Origin of the sequence: uncultured Phascolarctobacterium sp., assembly GCF_905212365.1 — a bacterium.
Lineage (GTDB): Bacteria > Bacillota > Negativicutes > Acidaminococcales > Acidaminococcaceae > Phascolarctobacterium_A.
On sequence record NZ_CAJMEH010000003.1, the window covers coordinates 25,872 to 43,931 of the forward strand.

Genomic DNA, 18,060 nt, shown 5'->3' on the forward strand with positions numbered 1-18,060 from the left:
TATTAACATCCAATTAGCAAATAAATTGTAGGAGGCTTTATCCATGCAAGAGTATAAACCGTTTAAATCCGGCAAGGTTCGCGAAATGTACGATATCGGCGACAGCATCGTAATGGTTGCTACCGACCGCATTTCTGCTTTTGACGTTATTTTGAAAAACAAAATTGAAAAGAAGGGCACTGTTTTGACGCAGCTGTCCAAGTTCTGGTTTGATTTTACGAAGGACATTGTGCCTAACCACATGCTGTCCGTTGACGTTAAAGAAATGCCGGAATTTTTCCAGCAGCCCGAATTTACCGGCAACAGCATGAAATGCCAAAAGTTGACCATGCTGCCTGTGGAGTGCATTGTGCGCGGTTATATTACCGGCAGCGGCTGGGCCAGCTACAAAAAAACCGGCGAGGTTTGCGGCATTAAGCTGCCCGAAGGCTTGCAGGAAGCGCAAAAGCTGCCTGAACCCATCTTTACTCCCAGCACTAAAGCTGAAATTGGCGACCATGACGAAAATATCAGCGTAGAGCAAAGCATTGAAATTTTGGAGAAGCTGTATCCGGGCCGCGGCAAGGAATACGCTCTCAAGCTGCGCGACTACACTATCGCTATTTATAAAAAATGCGCCGATTATGCGCTGTCCCGCGGCATTATTATTGCCGATACCAAGTTTGAATTTGGTCTGGACGAAAACGGCGAGGTTGTTTTGGGCGACGAAATGCTTACTCCCGACTGCTCCCGCTTCTGGCCGTTGGCAGGCTACGAGGTTGGTCACGACCAGCCTTCCTACGATAAGCAATTTGTGCGCAACTGGCTGTCTGCAAATCCTGATTCCGGCTACGAGCTGCCTCAGGAGGTTATCGATAAGACCATCGCTAAATATGTCGAGGCCTACGAGCTGCTGACCGGAGAAAAATTCGCTTTCTAAAATAAGCTAAAGTGTAAATATTGAAGCAAAAGCCGGGAAATTGAAATTTTTTCTGGAAAATGCTGCAAAAAATATTTACAAGTACCCATTGAAGTTGTATAATTGCACCATAAACAACAACGGCGTTGTAAAGCTTAGTCTTTATCGCCGTTGTTTTTTATTTTTCTAAACAGTGCTGTATCGCGTGAACATTTATCGCCGTAAAAATATAAAAGGCGAGTCGTGGAAGCGGCCAATTGAGGGGACTTTTGGAGGAGCTGAAAGTAAAGCACTGCCGGCAGGGGGCCGGATAACGTCGCGCGACAATAAAAATGCCCGCTGGGAAGCGGGTTTTTTTATGCGCAGAATATGCTCTGGGTTATAAAAATTTTCGAATACTTTAAACAATACGCCCGCCGCCGACCACTACGTCGCCGTCGTACATAACCAGCGCCTGGCCTTTGGTAATGGCTCGCTGGGGCTCGTCAAACTCCAGCTGCAGCGTGTTGTCGTCCGTCTGCGTAACGGTAGCCCACTGCTCCTTTTGGTGATAGCGGATGCGGGCCTGTACGCGGCGCGGCTCGTCGATGCGGTCGCAGTCGATAAGATTGATGTCTGTCGCCGTTACTTTAGTAGTGAAAAGCCCGGCGTTAGTAGAAAGAGTAACGGTATTGGCCGCCGGGTCGATGCTTTGCACATACATGGGCTCCGGCAGCGCCAGCCCTAAGCCCTTGCGCTGGCCCACGGTGTAATGGATGATGCCCTTATGCCGCCCCAGCACTTTGCCGTCGGCAGTGATAAAATTCCCCGGCGGAAATTTGCGCCCGGTGCGCTGCTCGATGAAGTCGGCGTAGGTAGTACCCTCGCGGATAAAGCAGATGTCCTGACTGTCGTGCTTATGCGCGTTGACAAAGCCGTGCTTTTCCGCAATTGCGCGCACCTGTGGCTTAGTCAGCTCGCCTAAAGGGAACTGCACGTGAGCCAGCTGCTCTTGGGTCAGCGAGTAGAGCACATAGCTTTGCTCCTTTTGCGTGTCCAAGGCCTTGAGCAGCAGGTAACGGCCCTTTTCCCCGTCATATTTTACGCGGGCGTAATGACCCGTTACTACATAGTCGCAGCCTAATTCCTGCGCTTTGGCGAAAAGCTCGCCGAATTTTAAATAACGGTTGCAGTCGATGCAGGGGTTAGGCGTTTGCCCGTTGATGTAAGCATTGATAAAGCGGTCGATAACGGCTGTACGGAAGCTGTCGCCGTAATTAAAGGTGTAATGCTCGATACCCATTTTGGCGCAGACGCTGCGGGCGTCGGCAATATCGTCCAGACTGCAGCATTTGCTGTCCATGATGGGCAGGCCGATATCCTCATTATTAAAAAGCTTCATGGTGACGCCGGTGCAGGCAAAGCCCTTTTCCAGCATCAGCAGAGCGGATACGCTGGAATCAACGCCGCCGCTCATGGCGATTAACGCTGTCTTGTTCATTTTTCCTTCCTCGTTTCCTTGAACCCTGCGCCAGCGGCGCTGGCTTTTTTAGAGGGTTGACTAACTCATACCTATTATATCATATTTGTCTTTTAACGTCGCCCCGGTCCGTAACGATGCGGTAGCCTGCGGCGTGCACGCGGGCCTCCAGACAGCCGCGGCACTGGGCGGCTTCTTCGCCGGTGCAGATTTTATTGGCGTACAGCTCGTACAGCTTACGCACGCCGACAGGCGAAAGATTGGGCATGACCACATTGCCTCCGGCCTGCAATCCCAGCTCCCGCCCGTTAGGGTCGATAGTGCCTAACGCAGTAGTGGCTGGCAGCAGCGCGTAAGGGAAAAGCAGCCGCAGCAGGGACAGCATGCGCAGGGTTTGCGTCAGCGTGCCGCTGGGCTGGTTTTTAAACGGCGTCTGCGCGTGAGTGATGTAGGGGCCGATACCTATCATATCGGGCTGGAGCCGCTGCAAAAAGCGCAGGTCGCTGAGCAGATTATGGGGCTGCTGGTAAGGCGAGCCCACCATAAAGCCGCTGCCAACCTGATAGCCTATTTCCTTAAGGTCGAACAGGCAGCGTTTACGGTTTTCCAAACTCATGCTTTCGGGATGCAGCAGAGCGTAATGAGCAGGGTCTGCCGTTTCATGGCGCAGCAGATAGCGGTTTGCTCCGGCGTCAAAATAGGCCTGATAGCTGGCGCGGGGCTTTTCGCCGATGGACAGCGTAATGGCGCAGTCCGGATGCTGGGCGCGGATGGCGGCGACTATGGCGCAGATGCGCTCGTCGGTAAAGTAAGGGTCCTCGCCGCCCTGCAGGACGAAGGTGCGGAAGCCCAGGGCATAGCCATTGCGGCAGCAGGCTAAAATTTCTTCCTGCGTCAGGCGGTAGCGCTGGACGTGGCTGTTACCGGCGCGGATGCCGCAGTAATAGCAGTTGTTGCGGCAGTAATTGGTAAATTCGATTAGTCCGCGGATATACACGGCGTCGCCGTAATATTGGCGGCGGATTTTGTCGGCGGCGGCAGCCAGCAGCGCGTTAGTATTTTCATCTTTTAATGTAATTAACGCCAGCAGCTCGGCGTCGCTTAAATCGTGCTGCCGCGCTAATTTATCGATAAGCAATTTTATGCGGCTCATGGCTGCACCTCCTAAAATCCTACTGCTTTAATATGTTTCATATGATACATTAAGAGCGAAAGCTTGTCAAGAAAATAAAATTTAGCGGAATATAGTTGACAGGCTGGCAAAAGGCGGTATAATAAGCCTATCAAACAACTATGAATAGTGGTATTATCAAAGGAGTGAATGATTATGGCAATTTACACAAGCATTACTGATTTGATTGGCGGTACGCCGCTGCTGGAGCTGAAAAATTATGAAGCAGCCAATAAGCTGGAAGCTAAGATTGTGGCTAAGCTGGAATATTTTAATCCGGCAGGCAGCGTGAAGGACAGAATCGCTAAAGCGATGCTGGACGACGCTGAAGCTAAGGGCGTATTGAAGCCGGGCGCAGTTATTATCGAGCCGACCAGCGGCAATACGGGTATTGGCCTGGCAGCCGTAGCTGCGGCGCGGGGCTATCGTATCATTTTAACCATGCCGGAAACTATGAGCGTGGAACGCCGCAACCTGCTGAAGGCCTACGGGGCCGAGCTGGTGCTGACCGACGGCGCGCAGGGCATGAAGGGCGCTATCGCCAAGGCTCAGGAGCTGGCGGAGCAAACGCCCAACAGCTTTATTCCCAGCCAGTTTACCAATCAGGCTAACCCTGCCGCGCATAAGGCTACTACGGGGCCGGAAATCTGGCGCGATACCGAGGGCAAGGTAGATATTTTCGTAGCTGGCGTAGGTACCGGCGGTACCGTTACCGGCGTAGGCGAATATTTGAAGGAGCAGAATCCTAACGTCAAGGTTGTCGCTGTAGAGCCTGCCAGCTCCCCGGTACTGTCCAAAGGCGTTGCAGGCGCTCATAAAATTCAGGGCATTGGCGCGGGCTTTGTCCCAGACACTCTTAATACCAAGGTTTATGACGAAATCATCGCCGTGGAAAACGACGACGCTTTCAAAACGGGACGCGCTATCGCTCGCAGCGAGGGCGTGCTGGTAGGTATTTCCTCCGGCGCGGCTGTGTATGCGGCTACAGTTTTGGCCCAGCGTCCGGAAAATAAGGGCAAGGTCATTGTGGCTTTGCTGCCGGATACAGGCGACCGCTATTTGTCCACGCCGCTGTTCAGCGATTAAGACGATTCGTTCGCCGGCGCCGCCGCGCAAGCTGCGGCGCTGGCTGGCGATATATTTTACATCCCATTTCCTACAAAGCAAAAAGGCAGCTTGGGCTGCCTTTTTTGCTGTAAGGATTACGTCGGAATTTACTGCCTGCGTATACGTTGTAAAATTTTAAATGAAGTAGTTATTGACGCTGCGGGCCTGATAATCGTCGATGAGATCCTGCAAAGTAATATTATCCAGATAATCGGCGATAACTTTGCTGAGACCCTGCCATAAGGGCAGCGTGATGCAGTCGCAGCGGCGTTCGCAGCCAACCGGCGTCCAGTCCAGGCAGGCCACGGGGGTAAGGCTGCCTTCCGTCAGGCGCAAAATGCTGCCGACTGTATATTCGCTGGGCGGGTTTACTAAACGGTAGCCGCCCTGAAAGCCGCGGTTAGCCTGGAGCAGATTAGATTTATTCAGAATGGGCACAATCTGCTCCAAATATTTTTTGGAAATATTTTGCCGGGCGGCAATATCCTTGAGGGCGATATAACCGTCCTGTTGGTGCATGGCTAAATCCAGCAGCATGCGCAGCGCATAGCGTCCTTTAGTTGAAATTTTCATGGTTAAACCACCTTTATCTATCCTTGTTTTCATTAAACAGATTAAGTTTAGCTAAATTATATGCTATTATGAAGCAACAGTCAATCGTTACGGCTCAGCGATCTGTAAATTGGTTTGCCAAGGAGCGTTTTCTGTAGTATGCTATAAATAGTAAGAATTACAAGATGCGAGGTGTTAAGTATGAAAATAGTTGTTATGGAGCCCTTGGGCGTAGCTGTGGAAAAGGTCAACGCTTTAGCCGCGCCGCTGATAGCCGCGGGCCATGAATTTATTTATTATCAGGCTAAGGAGCTGAATCAGGCCAAGCTGCTGGACAGGGTGCGCGACGCCGATATTATTATGCTGGCTAATCAGCCGCTGAGCGCGGAAATTATCAACGGCTGTCCCAAGCTGCAAATGCTGTCGGTAGCTTTTACCGGCGTGGACCATGTGGCGTTGGATGCCTGCCGTGAACGCGGCATTACAGTATGCAACGCCGCTGGCTATTCCACTAACGCCGTGGCCGAGCTGACCTTTGGCCTGGCTATCAGCGTGATTCGCAATATTGTACCCTGCGACGGCCGCTGCCGCAATGCGGGGACTAAGGACGGCTTGGTAGGCTTCGAGCTGTTCGGCAAAACCTTTGGCGTAGTGGGAACCGGCGCTATCGGCTGCAAGGTGGCGAAGATTGCGGCGGCCTTTGGTTGCCGTGTGCTGGCCTACAGCCGCACGCCTAAGCAGGAGCTGCTGGACGCAGGCGTGCGTTATGTGAGCCTGCCGGAGCTGTTGGCTGAGTCCGATTTTGTTTCCCTACATGTGCCTTTGACGGCAGAGACAAAGGGCTTGATTGGCACCGACGCTTTGGCGCAGATGAAACCCACGGCCGTGCTTTTAAATACGGCTCGCGGTCCCGTGGTGGACAGCGTGGCGCTGGCCGACGCTTTGAATGCAGGCCGCTTGGCAGGCGCAGGCGTAGACGTTTTTGAAAACGAGCCGCCCATCGCCAAAGAGCATCCGCTGTGCGGCGCTAAAAATACCGTACTGACGCCTCATGTGGCGTTTGCCAGCCGCGAGGCTTTGGCAACGCGGGCGGAGATTGTTTTTGCCAACATTGAAAAATATCTGGCGGGCGAGCCGCAGAATTTAGTAAAATAAATATTGCTTCATTGCTTCGGGCATAAAAAAGTCCTGCGGCCTTGCGGTCACAGGACTTTTACTTTTGAAACGAAGCTGATTATTTGCCTTCTATCAGCGCCATACCGGCTTCCAAGGCTTTAGTGTTGGCTTCCTCGGTGCCTTTCGGTACGCGGTTTAAAACGGCCTTGGTAATAGCTTCCTTGGAAACGCATTTGGTCAGCGCTACTACTGCGCCCAAAGCGACGATGTTAGCGAACAGCGTCTTGCCGCATACGGTGTTGGCCGTATGGGTGATGGGCAGGTCGACGCGCTTGCCGTAGGTTCCGGGAACCTCGGAAACAAAAAGCGTATCGGTGATAACAGTGGTGTTTTCGTCGCAGTCGGCGGTATATTTATTGGCTGCCTCCTGGCTCATAACCAGCAAAGTGTTGGGGCAGATTACGCGGCTGAAATAAATCGGCTCGTCGGAAATAATGGCTTCGGCCTTGGAGGAGCCGCCGCGGGCTTCTGGCCCGTAGGATTGGGATTGAACAGCCAGCTTGTCATTTAAGAGGGCAGCTTCGGCTAAAATGATACCGGCAGTAATCAGACCCTGGCCGCCGGTGCCGGAAAAACGAAAGCTTTGTCTCATGATTATTTACCCTCCTGTGCGCGTTTTATCAATTCGTCGTAAGCTGCGGTGTATTCCTGTACGTCGTTGTTTTCGTAGAGTACGCCGATGGGGAATTTACCGGCAGCGATTGCTTCGGCCTTTTTAGCTTCGTCCATGCGGTCCCAAACAGCCTTGAGCACGCCGTGGTCGCGCTGCCAGGCCATCATTTGAGCGGGGCCGCCCATTTTGTTTTGACGTCCGAAGGAAATAGGGCAGGCGCTGACAACTTCGATGATGGAAAAGCCTTTATGAGCAATGCCTTTAGCGATAACGTCTACCATCTGCGGAACGTGGTAGGTGGTAGCGCGGGCTACATAGGTTGCGCCTGCTGCCTGCGCCAGAGCCAGCAGATTAAAGCTGGGCTCGATGGTGCTGTAGGGAGCGGTGGTAGCCTTGGAGCCCTGCGGCGTCATGGGGGAGTATTGACCGCCGGTCATGCCGTAAATGCTGTTATTGTAAACGACTAAGGTCAGGTCGATATTGCGGCGGGCAGCATGGATAAGATGGTTGCCGCCGATAGCGGGGCAGTCGCCGTCGCCGCTGCACACGATAACGTTCAATTTGGGGTTGCCCATTTTTACGCCGGTAGCGATGGGCAGGGCGCGGCCGTGCAGGGTATTGGCGGTATTAAAATCCAGATAGCCGGACGCGCGGCTGGAGCAGCCGATACCGCTGATAACTGCTACGTCGTCTTTAGCCAGGCCTTGCTTGTCGATGGCTTTAACGATAGCTCCGGTGATAACGCCGTTGCCGCAGCCGGGGCACCAGATATGAGGCAGGCGGCCCGGACGGAAATATTTAGCGATTAAGTCTTCCATTACACTCATTCTATAATTCTCCTCTCATCCGATTAGGCCATAGCCTTTTTAATTTCAGCCAGCAGCTGGGCCGGAGTAGCAGATTCGTTGTCGTACTTGGCGTACAGGCTTACGGGTACCTTACCTGCTACGGCGCGCTCTACCTCCAGCACATATTGTCCGCAGTTCAGCTCGTGTACCAAGATACCTTTAACCTTGCCAGCCAGCTCCTGCATTTGCTTTTCAGCAAAAGGCCAGATGGTGATGGGGCGGACAAAGCCGACTTTCAACCCTTCTGCACGCGCCATGTCCACAGCCTCGTAAGCGGTGCGTGCTGCGCCGCCGAAAGCAACTACGGCGAATTCTGCGTCTTCCATTTTATAATTTTCTACTTGCACGATATCTTCCAGATTATCTTCAATCTTGGTGCGCAGACGATCCTGAGCGGATTTGGTAGCTGCGCCTGTACCTTTTGGGAAGCCGGTTTCATCGTGAATCAGTCCCGTTACATGCCAGCGGTAGCCGCTGCCGAAGGCAGCCATCGCGGGAACCTTGGAACCTTCCTCGCAGCCGTAAGCCAGATAATCCTCGGGAGCGCAGGTGGGCTGCTTGCGTTCAGCCTGCGGAATTTCATCGTAATTATCGGGCAGCTCAATTTTTTCGCGCATATGGCCGATAACCTCGTCCATCAGCAGAATAACCGGGCAGCGATATTTTTCGGAAAGCGCTACGGCGCGCAGCGTCAGCTCGAAGCATTCGGGAACGCTGGAGGGAGAAATAGTAATCAGCCAGTGGTCGCCGTGAGTACCCCAGCGAGCCTGCATAACCTCGCCCTGAGCGGGGGAGGTGGGTTGGCCGGTCGCGGGACCTACGCGCTGTACGTTGACGATTACGCAGGGGATTTCGGCAACGCAGGCCAGGCCCAGCATTTCCTGTTTTAGAGAGAAGCCGGGGCCGCTGGTAGCGGTCATAGCCTTTTGACCAGCCATGGAAGCGCCGATAACGGTGCCTAAGCCGGCAATTTCATCTTCAGTCTGCATGAATTTGCCGCCTACCTGGGGCAAACGCAGCGCTAATTGTTCTGCAATTTCGGTGGAAGGGGTGATAGGATAGCCACCGTAAAATTTTACACCGGCAGCAATCGCACCCTCGACAACCGCCTGGTTACCTTGTAACAGCAGGATTCTTGACATGGGTAATTCACTCCTTTTTATTTATCTACAAAAATAGCATAATCCGGGCAGCGCATCTCGCATTGTCCGCATTTGATGCAGTTTTCTTCAGCAACGGCTTCGACCTTGCCGACCTCGCTGACTGCCAAAACCTTTTTCGGGCAGAAAGCCGCGCAGATGCCGCAGCCCTTGCAACGCTTAGTGATGATTTTTAACATGGGATAACCTCCTTGTATCTCCTTGATGAAAAAACAGCATATATCACCTTGTATACATTATATCAAAAAAAATCGCTTTGGACAGATTTTTCTAAAATATTTGTTGTGAACTATTCTGGGCAATAGCGCTTTGCCGTCTGCAAAGAAAATTTCTTGTTGCTGCGGCTGGCATTTGAACGCAGAAAACGGTATAATTAAAGTATATTATAAAACAGGCGCGTTAATAAAAAGCGAAGGAGGTTACGAAGTGAGGGTAAACGGAAGGGCTCCGAAGGATCAGCGCATTCTAGAGGCCGCGGAAAAAATTTTTTCTATGTATGGTTATGAAAAAGCTACTATTGACGAGATTATTGCCTTGGCCGACGTGGGTAAGGGGACGGTTTATAAATATTTCGGCAATAAAGAGCAGTTATTTTACAAATTAGTAGAAGGTAAAAATAAACCGTTTGTAGAACGCTTGCAGGCCGCTGTTGCGGGAAAGCAGACGCTGAAGCAAAAGCTGATGGCGTATTTCAGGGAAATGGTTGAGTTTTATTATAAGAATAATACGCTGTGGCAGATTATTTTCTTTGAAATGCTGGAAGGCGAAAAGGACTGCCGCTTGCAAAGGGTGGATGGGCGCTATGTAGTAATGCCGCGTTATAGCCAGATAGAAATTTCTGAAGCGGCTAAGGAGCGTATTTTGCGTTACCATAAGCTTATCAACGATGAATACATTATTTTGGAAGAAGTAGTAAAGGAAGGAATGGCTGCGCGGCTTTTGAAGCAGGACTGCAATGAAGAAATTTCCAGTAAATTTATTTTCTTCGGTGTGGTTATGAGTATCTTTAACCCCACGCAGTTGATTCAGAATATGCCGCCTGACGAAGCCGCTGAAAATATAGTGGACCATTATTTATACGGCGAGGCAATATCGGTTCTGGCGAAGTTTTGGGATAACGTAATTTAGCGTTGCCAGAGGCAGGCTTTTGGTATATAATAATATTCGCAGTTTTGATGCGGGCAGGCTTGAGTTTGCGTTGGGACTGCTCTTATGTCTCTGTAGCTCAGTAGGATAGAGCGTTCGCCTCCTAAGCGAAAGGCCGTGAGTTCGATTCTCGCCAGGGACACCACATAAAAAGAAAAGCTGCAATCCGAAAAAGGGTTGCAGCTTTTTTCATTTTTGCGCAGAAGATTTCGCAAACATTTCATTTGTGTGTTTTGCGTCATAAGGTTACAATAATAGCAAAGGCAGTAAATTTTTGTAAAGGAGAGAGCAAGATGAATAGCAATAATAATAAAAAACGGCCTTTGATTTACTACTATGCCATGGCGATGCTGATTATTCTGGTGATTAATACGGTAATCGTTCCTACGTTTTTCAGTCCTAAGGTAAACGACGTGTCCTACGGCAGCTTTTTGCAGATGGTGGACGACGGTAAATTTTCCAAAGTAGAAATTACTGATAAGCGTATCGCCGCGTTGGGCAAGGGCGAAAATGAAAAGGAGATTTACGTTACCGGCCGCGTGGAGGACCCGCAGCTGGTGGATCGTTTGATTAAGAGCAAGGTTGAATTTTCTCAGGTTGTACCCAAGGAGCAAAGCCCTATTGTGAGCTTTTTCACTAACTGGATTTTGCCGATCCTGATATTCTTTGGCTTAGGCCAGCTGTTCATGTATTTCATGGGCAAGCGCATGGGCGGCAACGCCATGACCTTTGGCAAGAGCAATGCCAAGGTATATGTGGAGGCGCAAACCGGCAAAAGCTTTGCCGACGTGGCGGGGCAGGACGAGGCCAAGGAAGCCTTGATGGAGCTGGTGGACTTTCTGCATAATCCGGGTAAGTACAAGGATATAGGCGCGAATATGCCTAAGGGCGCGTTGCTGGTAGGCCCTCCGGGCACGGGCAAAACGCTGTTGGCGAAGGCGGTGGCCGGTGAAGCTAAGGTGCCGTTCTTTTCCATCAGCGGCAGCGAGTTCGTGGAAATGTTCGTGGGCATGGGCGCGGCCCGTGTGCGCGATTTATTCAAGCAGGCGCAGGAAAAGGCTCCCTGCATTGTGTTTATCGATGAGATTGACGCCATCGGCAAACGGCGCGATAACGGCCAGTTTGGCGGCAACGACGAGCGGGAGCAGACCTTGAACCAGCTGCTCAGCGAGATGGACGGCTTTGACGGCAGCAAGGGCGTGGTGATTTTGGCGGCGACCAACCGTCCTGAATCCCTGGATAAGGCGCTGCTGCGTCCTGGGCGCTTCGACCGGCGTATTCCCGTGGAGCTTCCCGATTTGCACGGTCGTGAAGCAATTTTGAAGGTGCACGCCCGCAATGTAAAAATGGCGGAGAATATCGATTATCTGGCTTTGGCCAGGGCGACGGCCGGCGCCAGCGGCGCAGAGCTGGCGAATATTATCAATGAAGGCGCGCTGAGAGCGGTAAAGCTGCACCGTGGCATAGTGGAGCAGGCTGATTTAGAGGAATCCATTGAGGTTGTTATCGCCGGTTATCAGCGTAAGGGCGCAGTTATTTCGCCGGAAGAAAAGCGGGTCATCGCTTATCACGAGATTGGTCACGCGCTGGTGGCTGCTATGCAGAAGAACAGCGCGCCGGTGCATAAGATTACCATTATCCCCCGTACTAACGGCGCTTTGGGTTATACCATGCAGATTAATGATAATGACAGCGTCTTAATGAAGAAAGAAGAGCTGTTCAACAAAATCGTGACTATTACCGGCGGCCGCAGCGCCGAGGAGCTTGTCTTCGGCAGTATTACCAGCGGCGCGGCTAACGATATCGAGCAGGCTACCAAGATTGCCCGCAGTATGGTAACGCGCCTGGGCATGACTGAGGAGTTCGATATGATGGCGACCGAGGTCGTAACTAACCAATATTTAGGCGGCGATACTTCCTTAGCTTGCAGTCAGGAAACTGCCGGCCGCATCGACGCCAAGGTTTTGGAGATTATCAAGAGCGCGCACGAGCAGGCGCGCAGTATTTTGCAGGCTAACAGGGATAAGCTGGACGTATTGGCAAGCTTTTTGCTGGAGAAAGAAACGATTACCGGCGAGCAGTTTATGGCGCTGCTGCGTCAGGAGGAAGCGGCGGCTGAAGGCAGCGCTGCCATTGCAGGACAGGCCGAGGAGCAGGCGTAAAAAAATACAAGAAATTTTTAAATTAGCCCTTGCTAACTTGAAAAAGCTGTGCTATAATTACAGCATAGTTAACAAATGCTAACCGGCGCTTCTATCCTTCCTGATTTTGCAGCCTTGACCTTGACCATATAACCACTTCCTTTGGGTGTCGGTTAGCGGATAACTATGAATAAGCTGCTGTACGTTTCTTATCTTATTACCTCTGGGTAAGAGGCGTATCCATATTTTCTCCTCCAAAATGATAGAGGGGCTTGCGTCACCACAGCGCAGGCTCCTTTATTATTTTTATGCGGCAATCTGGCCTGCGGCTTGCAAAAAGCTGTGGGACGGCTTATAATTAGTGCAGAAGTTGCGAGTGTTTTTGAAGATGAATTCTGTGCGGGTTTTTGAACTGCATGGTCTTTTTTATTTTTGGAGGTTTTATTTTGAAAAACTGGAAGGTTGTTCTGGCGATTTTAACGGCTAACGTAGTGATGATGGCTGCGGGCTATACGATGCTGATACCATTTTTGCCCATGTATTTGATGAACGAGCTGGGCGTCAGCGCGGAGCATGTAAAAATGTGGAACGGCGCTATTTTTTCCATAACCTTTTTGATTGGCGGCATTATGGCTCCCATTTGGGGCAGGATGGCTGATACCAAGGGTAAAAAAATGATGGCGATGCGGGCGGGCGCGGGCCTGGCCATATCCTATTTTTTAGGCGGCATTGTAACGAGCCCGGAGCAGATGTTCGGCGTGCGCGTCATTCAAGGCTTTGCCGCCGGTTTGTGGAGCGCCTGCCTGGCGCTGGCCACCAGCCTGGTGCCCATGGATAAGCTGGGCGTGAGCCTGGGCATCCTGCAGGCCGGATTGACCTGCGGCAATGTTATCGGTCCGCTGCTGGGCGGCACATTGGCTACGGCCTTTGGCATGCGCAGCTCCTTTATGGTAGCAGGCACGCTGCTGACCATTATTACTGCGGTCTTTTATTTATATATCCCGGAGCCGCCCAAGCAGGAAGCAGTTCGCAAGGAGACTGCTCCCAAAGCGCAGCTTTTGCAGCGGCCGGTGATTCGGGAAACGATGTTTTATGTGGCGGTGGCACAGATGGTTATTCTGTTGATACAGCCGATTTTGAGCTTGTATGTGGCGGAGCTGAATCATGGCGAGGGCAATTTAATTTTTCTGTCAGGCTTTGTCTTCAGCCTGGTGGGGATTGCTAGCGCTTTGACCGCGCCCAGCTGGGGCCGCTTCGGTCAGCGCCACGGCTTTTATCGCAGCCTGTATTTGGCGGCGCTGCTGGCTGGCGTAATGAATTTTATTGTGGCCATTCCCGATACACTGACGCTGTTCTGCGTGGGTAATTTTACCTATGGCTTATGCAGCGCTGGTATTCAGCCCTCCTTAAGCGCGGTGCTGGCCAGCAATACGGACGCCGACCAACGAGGCCGCGTTTTTGGCTTTATGTTCAGCGCCCAGCAGTTCGGCTCCATGGTGGGGCCGCTGGCCGGAGGCTTGATAGCTACCTTCTTCCCTTTAAAAAGCTTGTTCTTTGTGGCAGGCACACTGCTTTTGCTTATCAGCGGCGCGGTATATCTGCGTCACGGTAAAGACGAAGCGCTATCGTAAGACAATTAATGATGGAAAACGGCGTTGCCGTATTGGCAGCGCCATTTTTTGCGCATAAAAAGCCTCCCGGATTGCTCCAGGAGGCTTTGCTTGCTTTATGCAATTTGCTTATTTACCGAAGTAACGAGCCAGCAGGCCAGCGAAAGCTTTGCCATGACGAGCTTCGTCGCGGGCCATTTCATGAACGGTGTCATGGATAGCGTCCAGGTTCAAAGCTTTGGCGCGTTTTGCCAGATCAGTCTTGCCAGCGGTAGCGCCGTTTTCAGCTTCTACGCGCATTTCCAGATTCTTCTTGGTGGAGTCGGTAACAACTTCGCCCAGCAGCTCTGCAAATTTAGCGGCATGCTCTGCTTCTTCATAAGCGGCTTTTTCCCAGTACAGGCCGATTTCCGGATAGCCTTCGCGATGAGCTACGCGAGCCATTGCCAGATACATGCCAACCTCGGTGCATTCGCCGTTGAAGTTAGCGCGCAGGTCTGCTTTGATGTCCTCAGGAACATCGGCGGCAACGCCTACAACGTGTTCTGCAGCCCAAGTAACTTCACCCTTTTGTTCGGTGAATTTTGCAGCCGGAGCGCCGCATTGCGGGCATTTTTCCGGAGCAGCTTCGCCTTCATACACATAACCGCAAACTTGACATACAAATTTCTTCATATTAAATTCCCTCCAAATTTTATATTGCATTACAGCACAATGATGTGCAACCTTGACGCCTACATAATACCACAATTTAAAGCAGCCGTCAATAATTATTGTTTGTTGCTTCGCTGTGCAAGTAAAGCCTGAATCAGAACTTGACCGTCAGTCCTACGTTCACGCCTTTGGCTCGCATATCGCCGTCGTCGCCCAACGCGTCGTTAAACTTTTGGTCGTAGTAAGAAGCGTTCAGCTCCAGATTATTCAAAATAGGCTTGCTGACGCCGATTTCGTAGCCGGAATTTTTATTGCCCACGCCTACGTTGCCCCAAACTGTAAAGAGTAAAGGAATATCATAGGCTGCGGAAAGACCTACCTGTCCGGAATTTTTCGTTTTGCCGCCAAAGTCGGTAGAGGTATCGGCGTTAAGATAACCGGCGTAAGCGGAAATGCCGGGCAGCAGCTTGTACATCAGGTTCAGCTGCTGCGCGCGGGTTTTGCCCTGGTCAGCCTTGTAATTATTCCATTTGTAATTCAGCGCCATATTGCTGCCGATGCCAACGGTAGCGCCCAGGTAGGTACTGTCGCTTTTGCTCATCTTATAATTGCCGCCCTTCAAGCTGGAGGGCAGGGTAATGCCTGCGTCTACGGCTACCTTACCGACGCTGTAATTTTTCAGCGGCGAGGCGGAAACGCCGGAAGCCAACGCGGCGGCTGCCAAGAGGCAGGCGCTTAATGCTGTTATTGTTTTTTTCATTTTTGTTCAGCTCCTTAAAGGCCGTTTCATATGATTTTGCCAAACGGCCTGTGTATTATGATTATTGTAGCATATCGGCGTTATTATGCAAGCTTCTGCCATGGCAGATATATGATTTAAGTGTGAAAAACGCTTGTAAAATTGCTCGGAAAATAGGATAATTATACTGTACGATTATATTTGATTTTAAGGCGGATCAGAATGAGCGACGATAAGCAGAATTCCAATAGTAAATTTTTAAAGGGCACGATGATTTTAGCTGTTTCCAGTATTGTGGTAAAAATTATCGGCTCGCTGAACTGGATTATTTTATCCCGCGTTTTGGGAGGCGAAGGCATCGGCCTTTATCAAATGGGCTTTCCCATTTATTTAATGGCGATTACCGTTTCTTCGGCGGGCGTGCCTGTGGCTATTTCCATTATTACCTCGGAAAAGCTGGCGAATAAGGATTACCGCGGAGCGAAGCGTGTCTTTAACGTTTCGCTGCGGCTCCTGCTGGTGTCGGGCCTTTTGTTTTCTTCGGCGCTCTTTTTCGGAGCGGATTTTTTAATCAGCCAGCATATTATTCGTGATGCGCGGGCCTACTATTCCATTATCGCTTTGGCTCCGGCCGTATTTTTTGTAACCTTTCTTGCCAGCTTCCGCGGTTATCTGCAGGGCTGGCAGATTATGACGCCTACGGCTGCCTCTGAGGTGGTGGAACAGCTGACGCGCGTTATTACGATGCTGATTTTTGCCGACCTGTTTATGCCCTACGGCCTGGCATATGCGGCTGGCGGCGCCAGCATGGGCGCGGGCGTCGGCGCTTTCTGCGCTCTTTTGGTGCTGATGTGGTTTTACCGCCGTTTGAAGCGGCGCTTGCAGGCGGAAATGGCGGCGCAGGATGACAGCATTCCGGAGGAAAGCGCAGGGCATATTATTAAGCGCTTGCTGAAGCTGGCGCTGCCCGTATCCTTGACCAGTCTGATGCTGCCCATCGGCGCTAATCTGGATTTGCTGATCGTGCCGCAGCGCTTAGAGGCTGCAGGCTTTAACGTGCGCCACGCTACGGAGCTTTTTGGTTATCTGACGGGCATGGCGGTGCCGCTGGTCAATCTGGCGACCATCTTTACGGCGGCTATGACCATCAGCCTGGTGCCTTCTATTTCCGAATCCCGCGCTTTAAAACAGGCTGACGCCATCCGGGATAAAATCCGCATTGCTTTTCGCGTAGCCATGATTATTACCTTTCCCTGCTTTATGGGCTTGTTCTTTTTGGCGGAAAAGGTGGCGGCGCTTATTTATAATGCTCCCGGCGCGGCAGGCGCTATCCAGACCATGAGCGTCGGCATCCTGTTTTTGGGGATGCATCAGATAAGCACGGGCATTTTGCAGGGCTTGGGGCGCACGGCGATTCCGGTAATCAATATGATTTTGGCCTGCGCTGTGAAGGTTTTTTTGAGCTGGCAGCTGACAGCTCTGCCTGAACTGGGTATTAAGGGTGCGTCGTTGGCGACGGTGGCGGATTTCGCCGTAGCGGCAATTATCAATATGGGTTTTATTTATAAGCTGACGGGCTATGCCTTTTCTCTCAGCAATGTCATTCGCCCGTTGCTGGCTGCTGGCGTGATGGGCGCTGTGATTTACGGCGTGCTGGCTGCGACGGAAAGCATGGGTATGTGGTGCGTGCTTTTCGCTATGGCGGCGGCTGTACCGGCTTACGCTTTATCCCTGCTGGCCTTTGGCGGGCTGAGCAAGGAGGATTTGGACAATGTGCCCTTTGTTGGACGCAGATTGCTGGCTGTGGGCCAGCGCTTTGGTCTTTTCAAGTGAGGTAGTAATAAATGCAGGACAAAAAATGCGAGCTGCATCTGCCGGACGGCAGAACGGCGCGTTTTGCGTACAGCAGGCTTAAGGCCGGGCTGGCAGCTGCGGCGGTGCTGCTGGCCGCAGCGGTGGGAACAGCCGGTTATTTATATTATCAGCTGGCGGATTACCGCAGCGAGGCGGCAGAGTTTGCCGCGTACAAGGAGCATAAGGAGAAGCAGCAGGCTAAGCTGCAGCAGCTTTTGAACGATCATGAAAAGATGCTGCGGGACATGGCCGAAATCTCCAATTTGGAGAAGAAGCTGCGGCGGGCTATTATCCGCGATGTGGACAGCAGCAGGCTGAACGCCGGGGCCTTGACGGATACGCCTGCCGCCGCCAGTTCGTACACAGGGCAGGGCGGTGCAAAAAGCATGGACGCCCAAAGTACGATGGCTGTTTTGCAGGCTCAGAATGTTAATATACGCCGCGGCTTGGACGCGACGAAACGCTCTGTAAGCAATTTGCTGGGCGAGCTGGAGGGGCGCAGCGGTACGCTGGCGGCTTTCCCAGACCGCTGGCCGACGGACGGCGGCGTTATCAGCAGCGGCTACGGCGGGCGCACCGGCCCTATCGACGCAGGCTATGAATGGCATACGGGCGTGGATATCGCCGTGGATTTTGGTACGCCGGTATACGCGGCTGCGGCAGGTACGGTGGAGCAGGCCGGGTGGAACGGAGGCTATGGCCGTTGCATCCGCTTGAATCATGGTAACGGTTACGAAACTATATACGGGCATATGAGCGGGTTGGCGGTGAGCGCCGGCCAGCAGGTCATCAAGGGCGAGATCATCGGCTTTGTCGGCAGTACTGGCTACAGTACGGGACCGCACCTGCATTACGAGGTTTTGGCAGACGGGCAGAATGTCGACCCGTTTTATGTATTAAAGTAAAGCAAATAACAATTTGAGTAATGGAGA

At 51.9% G+C, this 18,060-nt stretch carries 17 protein-coding genes and 1 tRNA gene; 9 read left to right on the forward strand and 9 right to left on the reverse strand.

What is annotated here, in order from left to right; translation table 11 throughout:
- Nucleotides 1-43 precede the first annotated feature (43 nt).
- Nucleotides 44-919 (forward strand): phosphoribosylaminoimidazolesuccinocarboxamide synthase, encoded by an 876-nt coding sequence (locus QZ105_RS01165; protein ID WP_293728016.1) that lies wholly within the window; start codon nucleotides 44-46, stop codon nucleotides 917-919.
- Nucleotides 920-1,298: 379 nt separating this feature from the next.
- Here QZ105_RS01165 and mnmA read toward each other — a convergent pair whose 3' ends face one another.
- Together mnmA and hydE are read right to left on the reverse strand one after the other, a co-directional pair.
- Entirely contained in the window at nucleotides 1,299-2,378 is a 1,080-nt protein-coding gene (mnmA, locus tag QZ105_RS01170) for a tRNA 2-thiouridine(34) synthase MnmA (protein WP_293728017.1), read from the reverse strand.
- A 79-nt stretch (nucleotides 2,379-2,457) separates the two neighbouring features.
- The gene (hydE, locus tag QZ105_RS01175; protein WP_293728018.1) at nucleotides 2,458-3,510 is read right to left on the reverse strand and encodes a [FeFe] hydrogenase H-cluster radical SAM maturase HydE; all 1,053 of its coding nucleotides are present in this window, start codon (nucleotides 3,508-3,510) and stop codon (nucleotides 2,458-2,460) included.
- Nucleotides 3,511-3,684: 174 nt separating this feature from the next.
- On the opposite strand from hydE, the gene cysK reads away from it, so the two are divergent.
- Nucleotides 3,685-4,614 carry a cysteine synthase A gene (gene cysK, locus QZ105_RS01180; protein ID WP_366935943.1) on the forward strand — a complete coding sequence of 310 codons (930 nt, stop codon included), beginning with the start codon at nucleotides 3,685-3,687 and terminating at the stop codon, nucleotides 4,612-4,614.
- Between the two features lie 156 nt (nucleotides 4,615-4,770).
- On the opposite strand, the gene QZ105_RS01185 is transcribed toward cysK, so the two are convergent.
- Nucleotides 4,771-5,208 (reverse strand): Rrf2 family transcriptional regulator, encoded by a 438-nt coding sequence (locus tag QZ105_RS01185; RefSeq protein ID WP_293728019.1) that lies wholly within the window; start codon nucleotides 5,206-5,208, stop codon nucleotides 4,771-4,773.
- 180 nt (nucleotides 5,209-5,388) lie between these two features.
- Between QZ105_RS01185 and QZ105_RS01190 the strand changes: the two genes are divergently transcribed.
- Nucleotides 5,389-6,342, forward strand: a complete 954-nt coding sequence (locus QZ105_RS01190; protein ID WP_293728020.1) for a 2-hydroxyacid dehydrogenase — start codon at nucleotides 5,389-5,391, stop codon at nucleotides 6,340-6,342.
- Between the two features lie 79 nt (nucleotides 6,343-6,421).
- Here the strand turns inward: QZ105_RS01190 and QZ105_RS01195 are convergent, their stop codons facing one another.
- From QZ105_RS01195 to QZ105_RS01210, 4 genes are read right to left on the reverse strand one after another with little or no spacing between them, the layout of a single operon-like run.
- Nucleotides 6,422-6,955: a 2-oxoacid:acceptor oxidoreductase family protein gene (locus QZ105_RS01195; protein WP_293728021.1), complete on the reverse strand. Its 534-nt coding sequence runs from the start codon at nucleotides 6,953-6,955 to the stop codon at nucleotides 6,422-6,424.
- 2 nt (nucleotides 6,956-6,957) lie between these two features.
- Nucleotides 6,958-7,794, reverse strand: a complete 837-nt coding sequence (locus QZ105_RS01200) for a 2-oxoacid:ferredoxin oxidoreductase subunit beta (protein WP_366935946.1) — start codon at nucleotides 7,792-7,794, stop codon at nucleotides 6,958-6,960.
- A 32-nt stretch (nucleotides 7,795-7,826) separates the two neighbouring features.
- Nucleotides 7,827-8,966, reverse strand: coding sequence for a 2-oxoacid:acceptor oxidoreductase subunit alpha (locus tag QZ105_RS01205; protein ID WP_293728023.1), 1,140 nt, complete (start codon nucleotides 8,964-8,966; stop codon nucleotides 7,827-7,829).
- A gap of 17 nt (nucleotides 8,967-8,983) precedes the next feature.
- On the reverse strand, nucleotides 8,984-9,163 hold the full coding sequence (locus QZ105_RS01210) for a 4Fe-4S binding protein (RefSeq protein ID WP_293728024.1): 180 nt from the start codon (nucleotides 9,161-9,163) through the stop codon (nucleotides 8,984-8,986).
- A 247-nt stretch (nucleotides 9,164-9,410) separates the two neighbouring features.
- Between QZ105_RS01210 and QZ105_RS01215 the strand changes: the two genes are divergently transcribed.
- The 4 genes from QZ105_RS01215 (at nucleotide 9,411) to QZ105_RS01230 (ending at nucleotide 13,902) form a co-directional block, all read left to right on the forward strand.
- A complete protein-coding gene (locus QZ105_RS01215) occupies nucleotides 9,411-10,112 on the forward strand; it encodes a TetR/AcrR family transcriptional regulator (protein ID WP_293728025.1) in 702 nt (233 codons plus the stop codon).
- 86 nt (nucleotides 10,113-10,198) lie between these two features.
- Nucleotides 10,199-10,275: transfer RNA gene (locus QZ105_RS01220), tRNA-Arg, on the forward strand.
- Nucleotides 10,276-10,423: 148 nt separating this feature from the next.
- A complete protein-coding gene (gene ftsH, locus QZ105_RS01225; protein WP_293728026.1) occupies nucleotides 10,424-12,292 on the forward strand; it encodes an ATP-dependent zinc metalloprotease FtsH in 1,869 nt (622 codons plus the stop codon).
- A gap of 395 nt (nucleotides 12,293-12,687) precedes the next feature.
- Nucleotides 12,688-13,902, forward strand: coding sequence for an MFS transporter (locus QZ105_RS01230; protein ID WP_366935944.1), 1,215 nt, complete (start codon nucleotides 12,688-12,690; stop codon nucleotides 13,900-13,902).
- A gap of 108 nt (nucleotides 13,903-14,010) precedes the next feature.
- Here the strand turns inward: QZ105_RS01230 and QZ105_RS01235 are convergent, their stop codons facing one another.
- Both QZ105_RS01235 and QZ105_RS01240 read right to left on the reverse strand, forming a co-directional pair.
- Nucleotides 14,011-14,556 carry an NADH peroxidase gene (locus QZ105_RS01235; RefSeq protein ID WP_293728028.1) on the reverse strand — a complete coding sequence of 182 codons (546 nt, stop codon included), beginning with the start codon at nucleotides 14,554-14,556 and terminating at the stop codon, nucleotides 14,011-14,013.
- Between the two features lie 133 nt (nucleotides 14,557-14,689).
- The gene (locus QZ105_RS01240) at nucleotides 14,690-15,295 is read right to left on the reverse strand and encodes a hypothetical protein (protein ID WP_293728029.1); all 606 of its coding nucleotides are present in this window, start codon (nucleotides 15,293-15,295) and stop codon (nucleotides 14,690-14,692) included.
- A gap of 201 nt (nucleotides 15,296-15,496) precedes the next feature.
- On the opposite strand from QZ105_RS01240, the gene QZ105_RS01245 reads away from it, so the two are divergent.
- Nucleotides 15,497-17,107, forward strand: coding sequence for a polysaccharide biosynthesis protein (locus tag QZ105_RS01245; RefSeq protein ID WP_293728030.1), 1,611 nt, complete (start codon nucleotides 15,497-15,499; stop codon nucleotides 17,105-17,107).
- 11 nt (nucleotides 17,108-17,118) lie between these two features.
- Entirely contained in the window at nucleotides 17,119-18,033 is a 915-nt protein-coding gene (locus QZ105_RS01250) for a M23 family metallopeptidase (RefSeq protein WP_293728031.1), read from the forward strand.
- Nucleotides 18,034-18,060 lie beyond the last annotated feature (27 nt).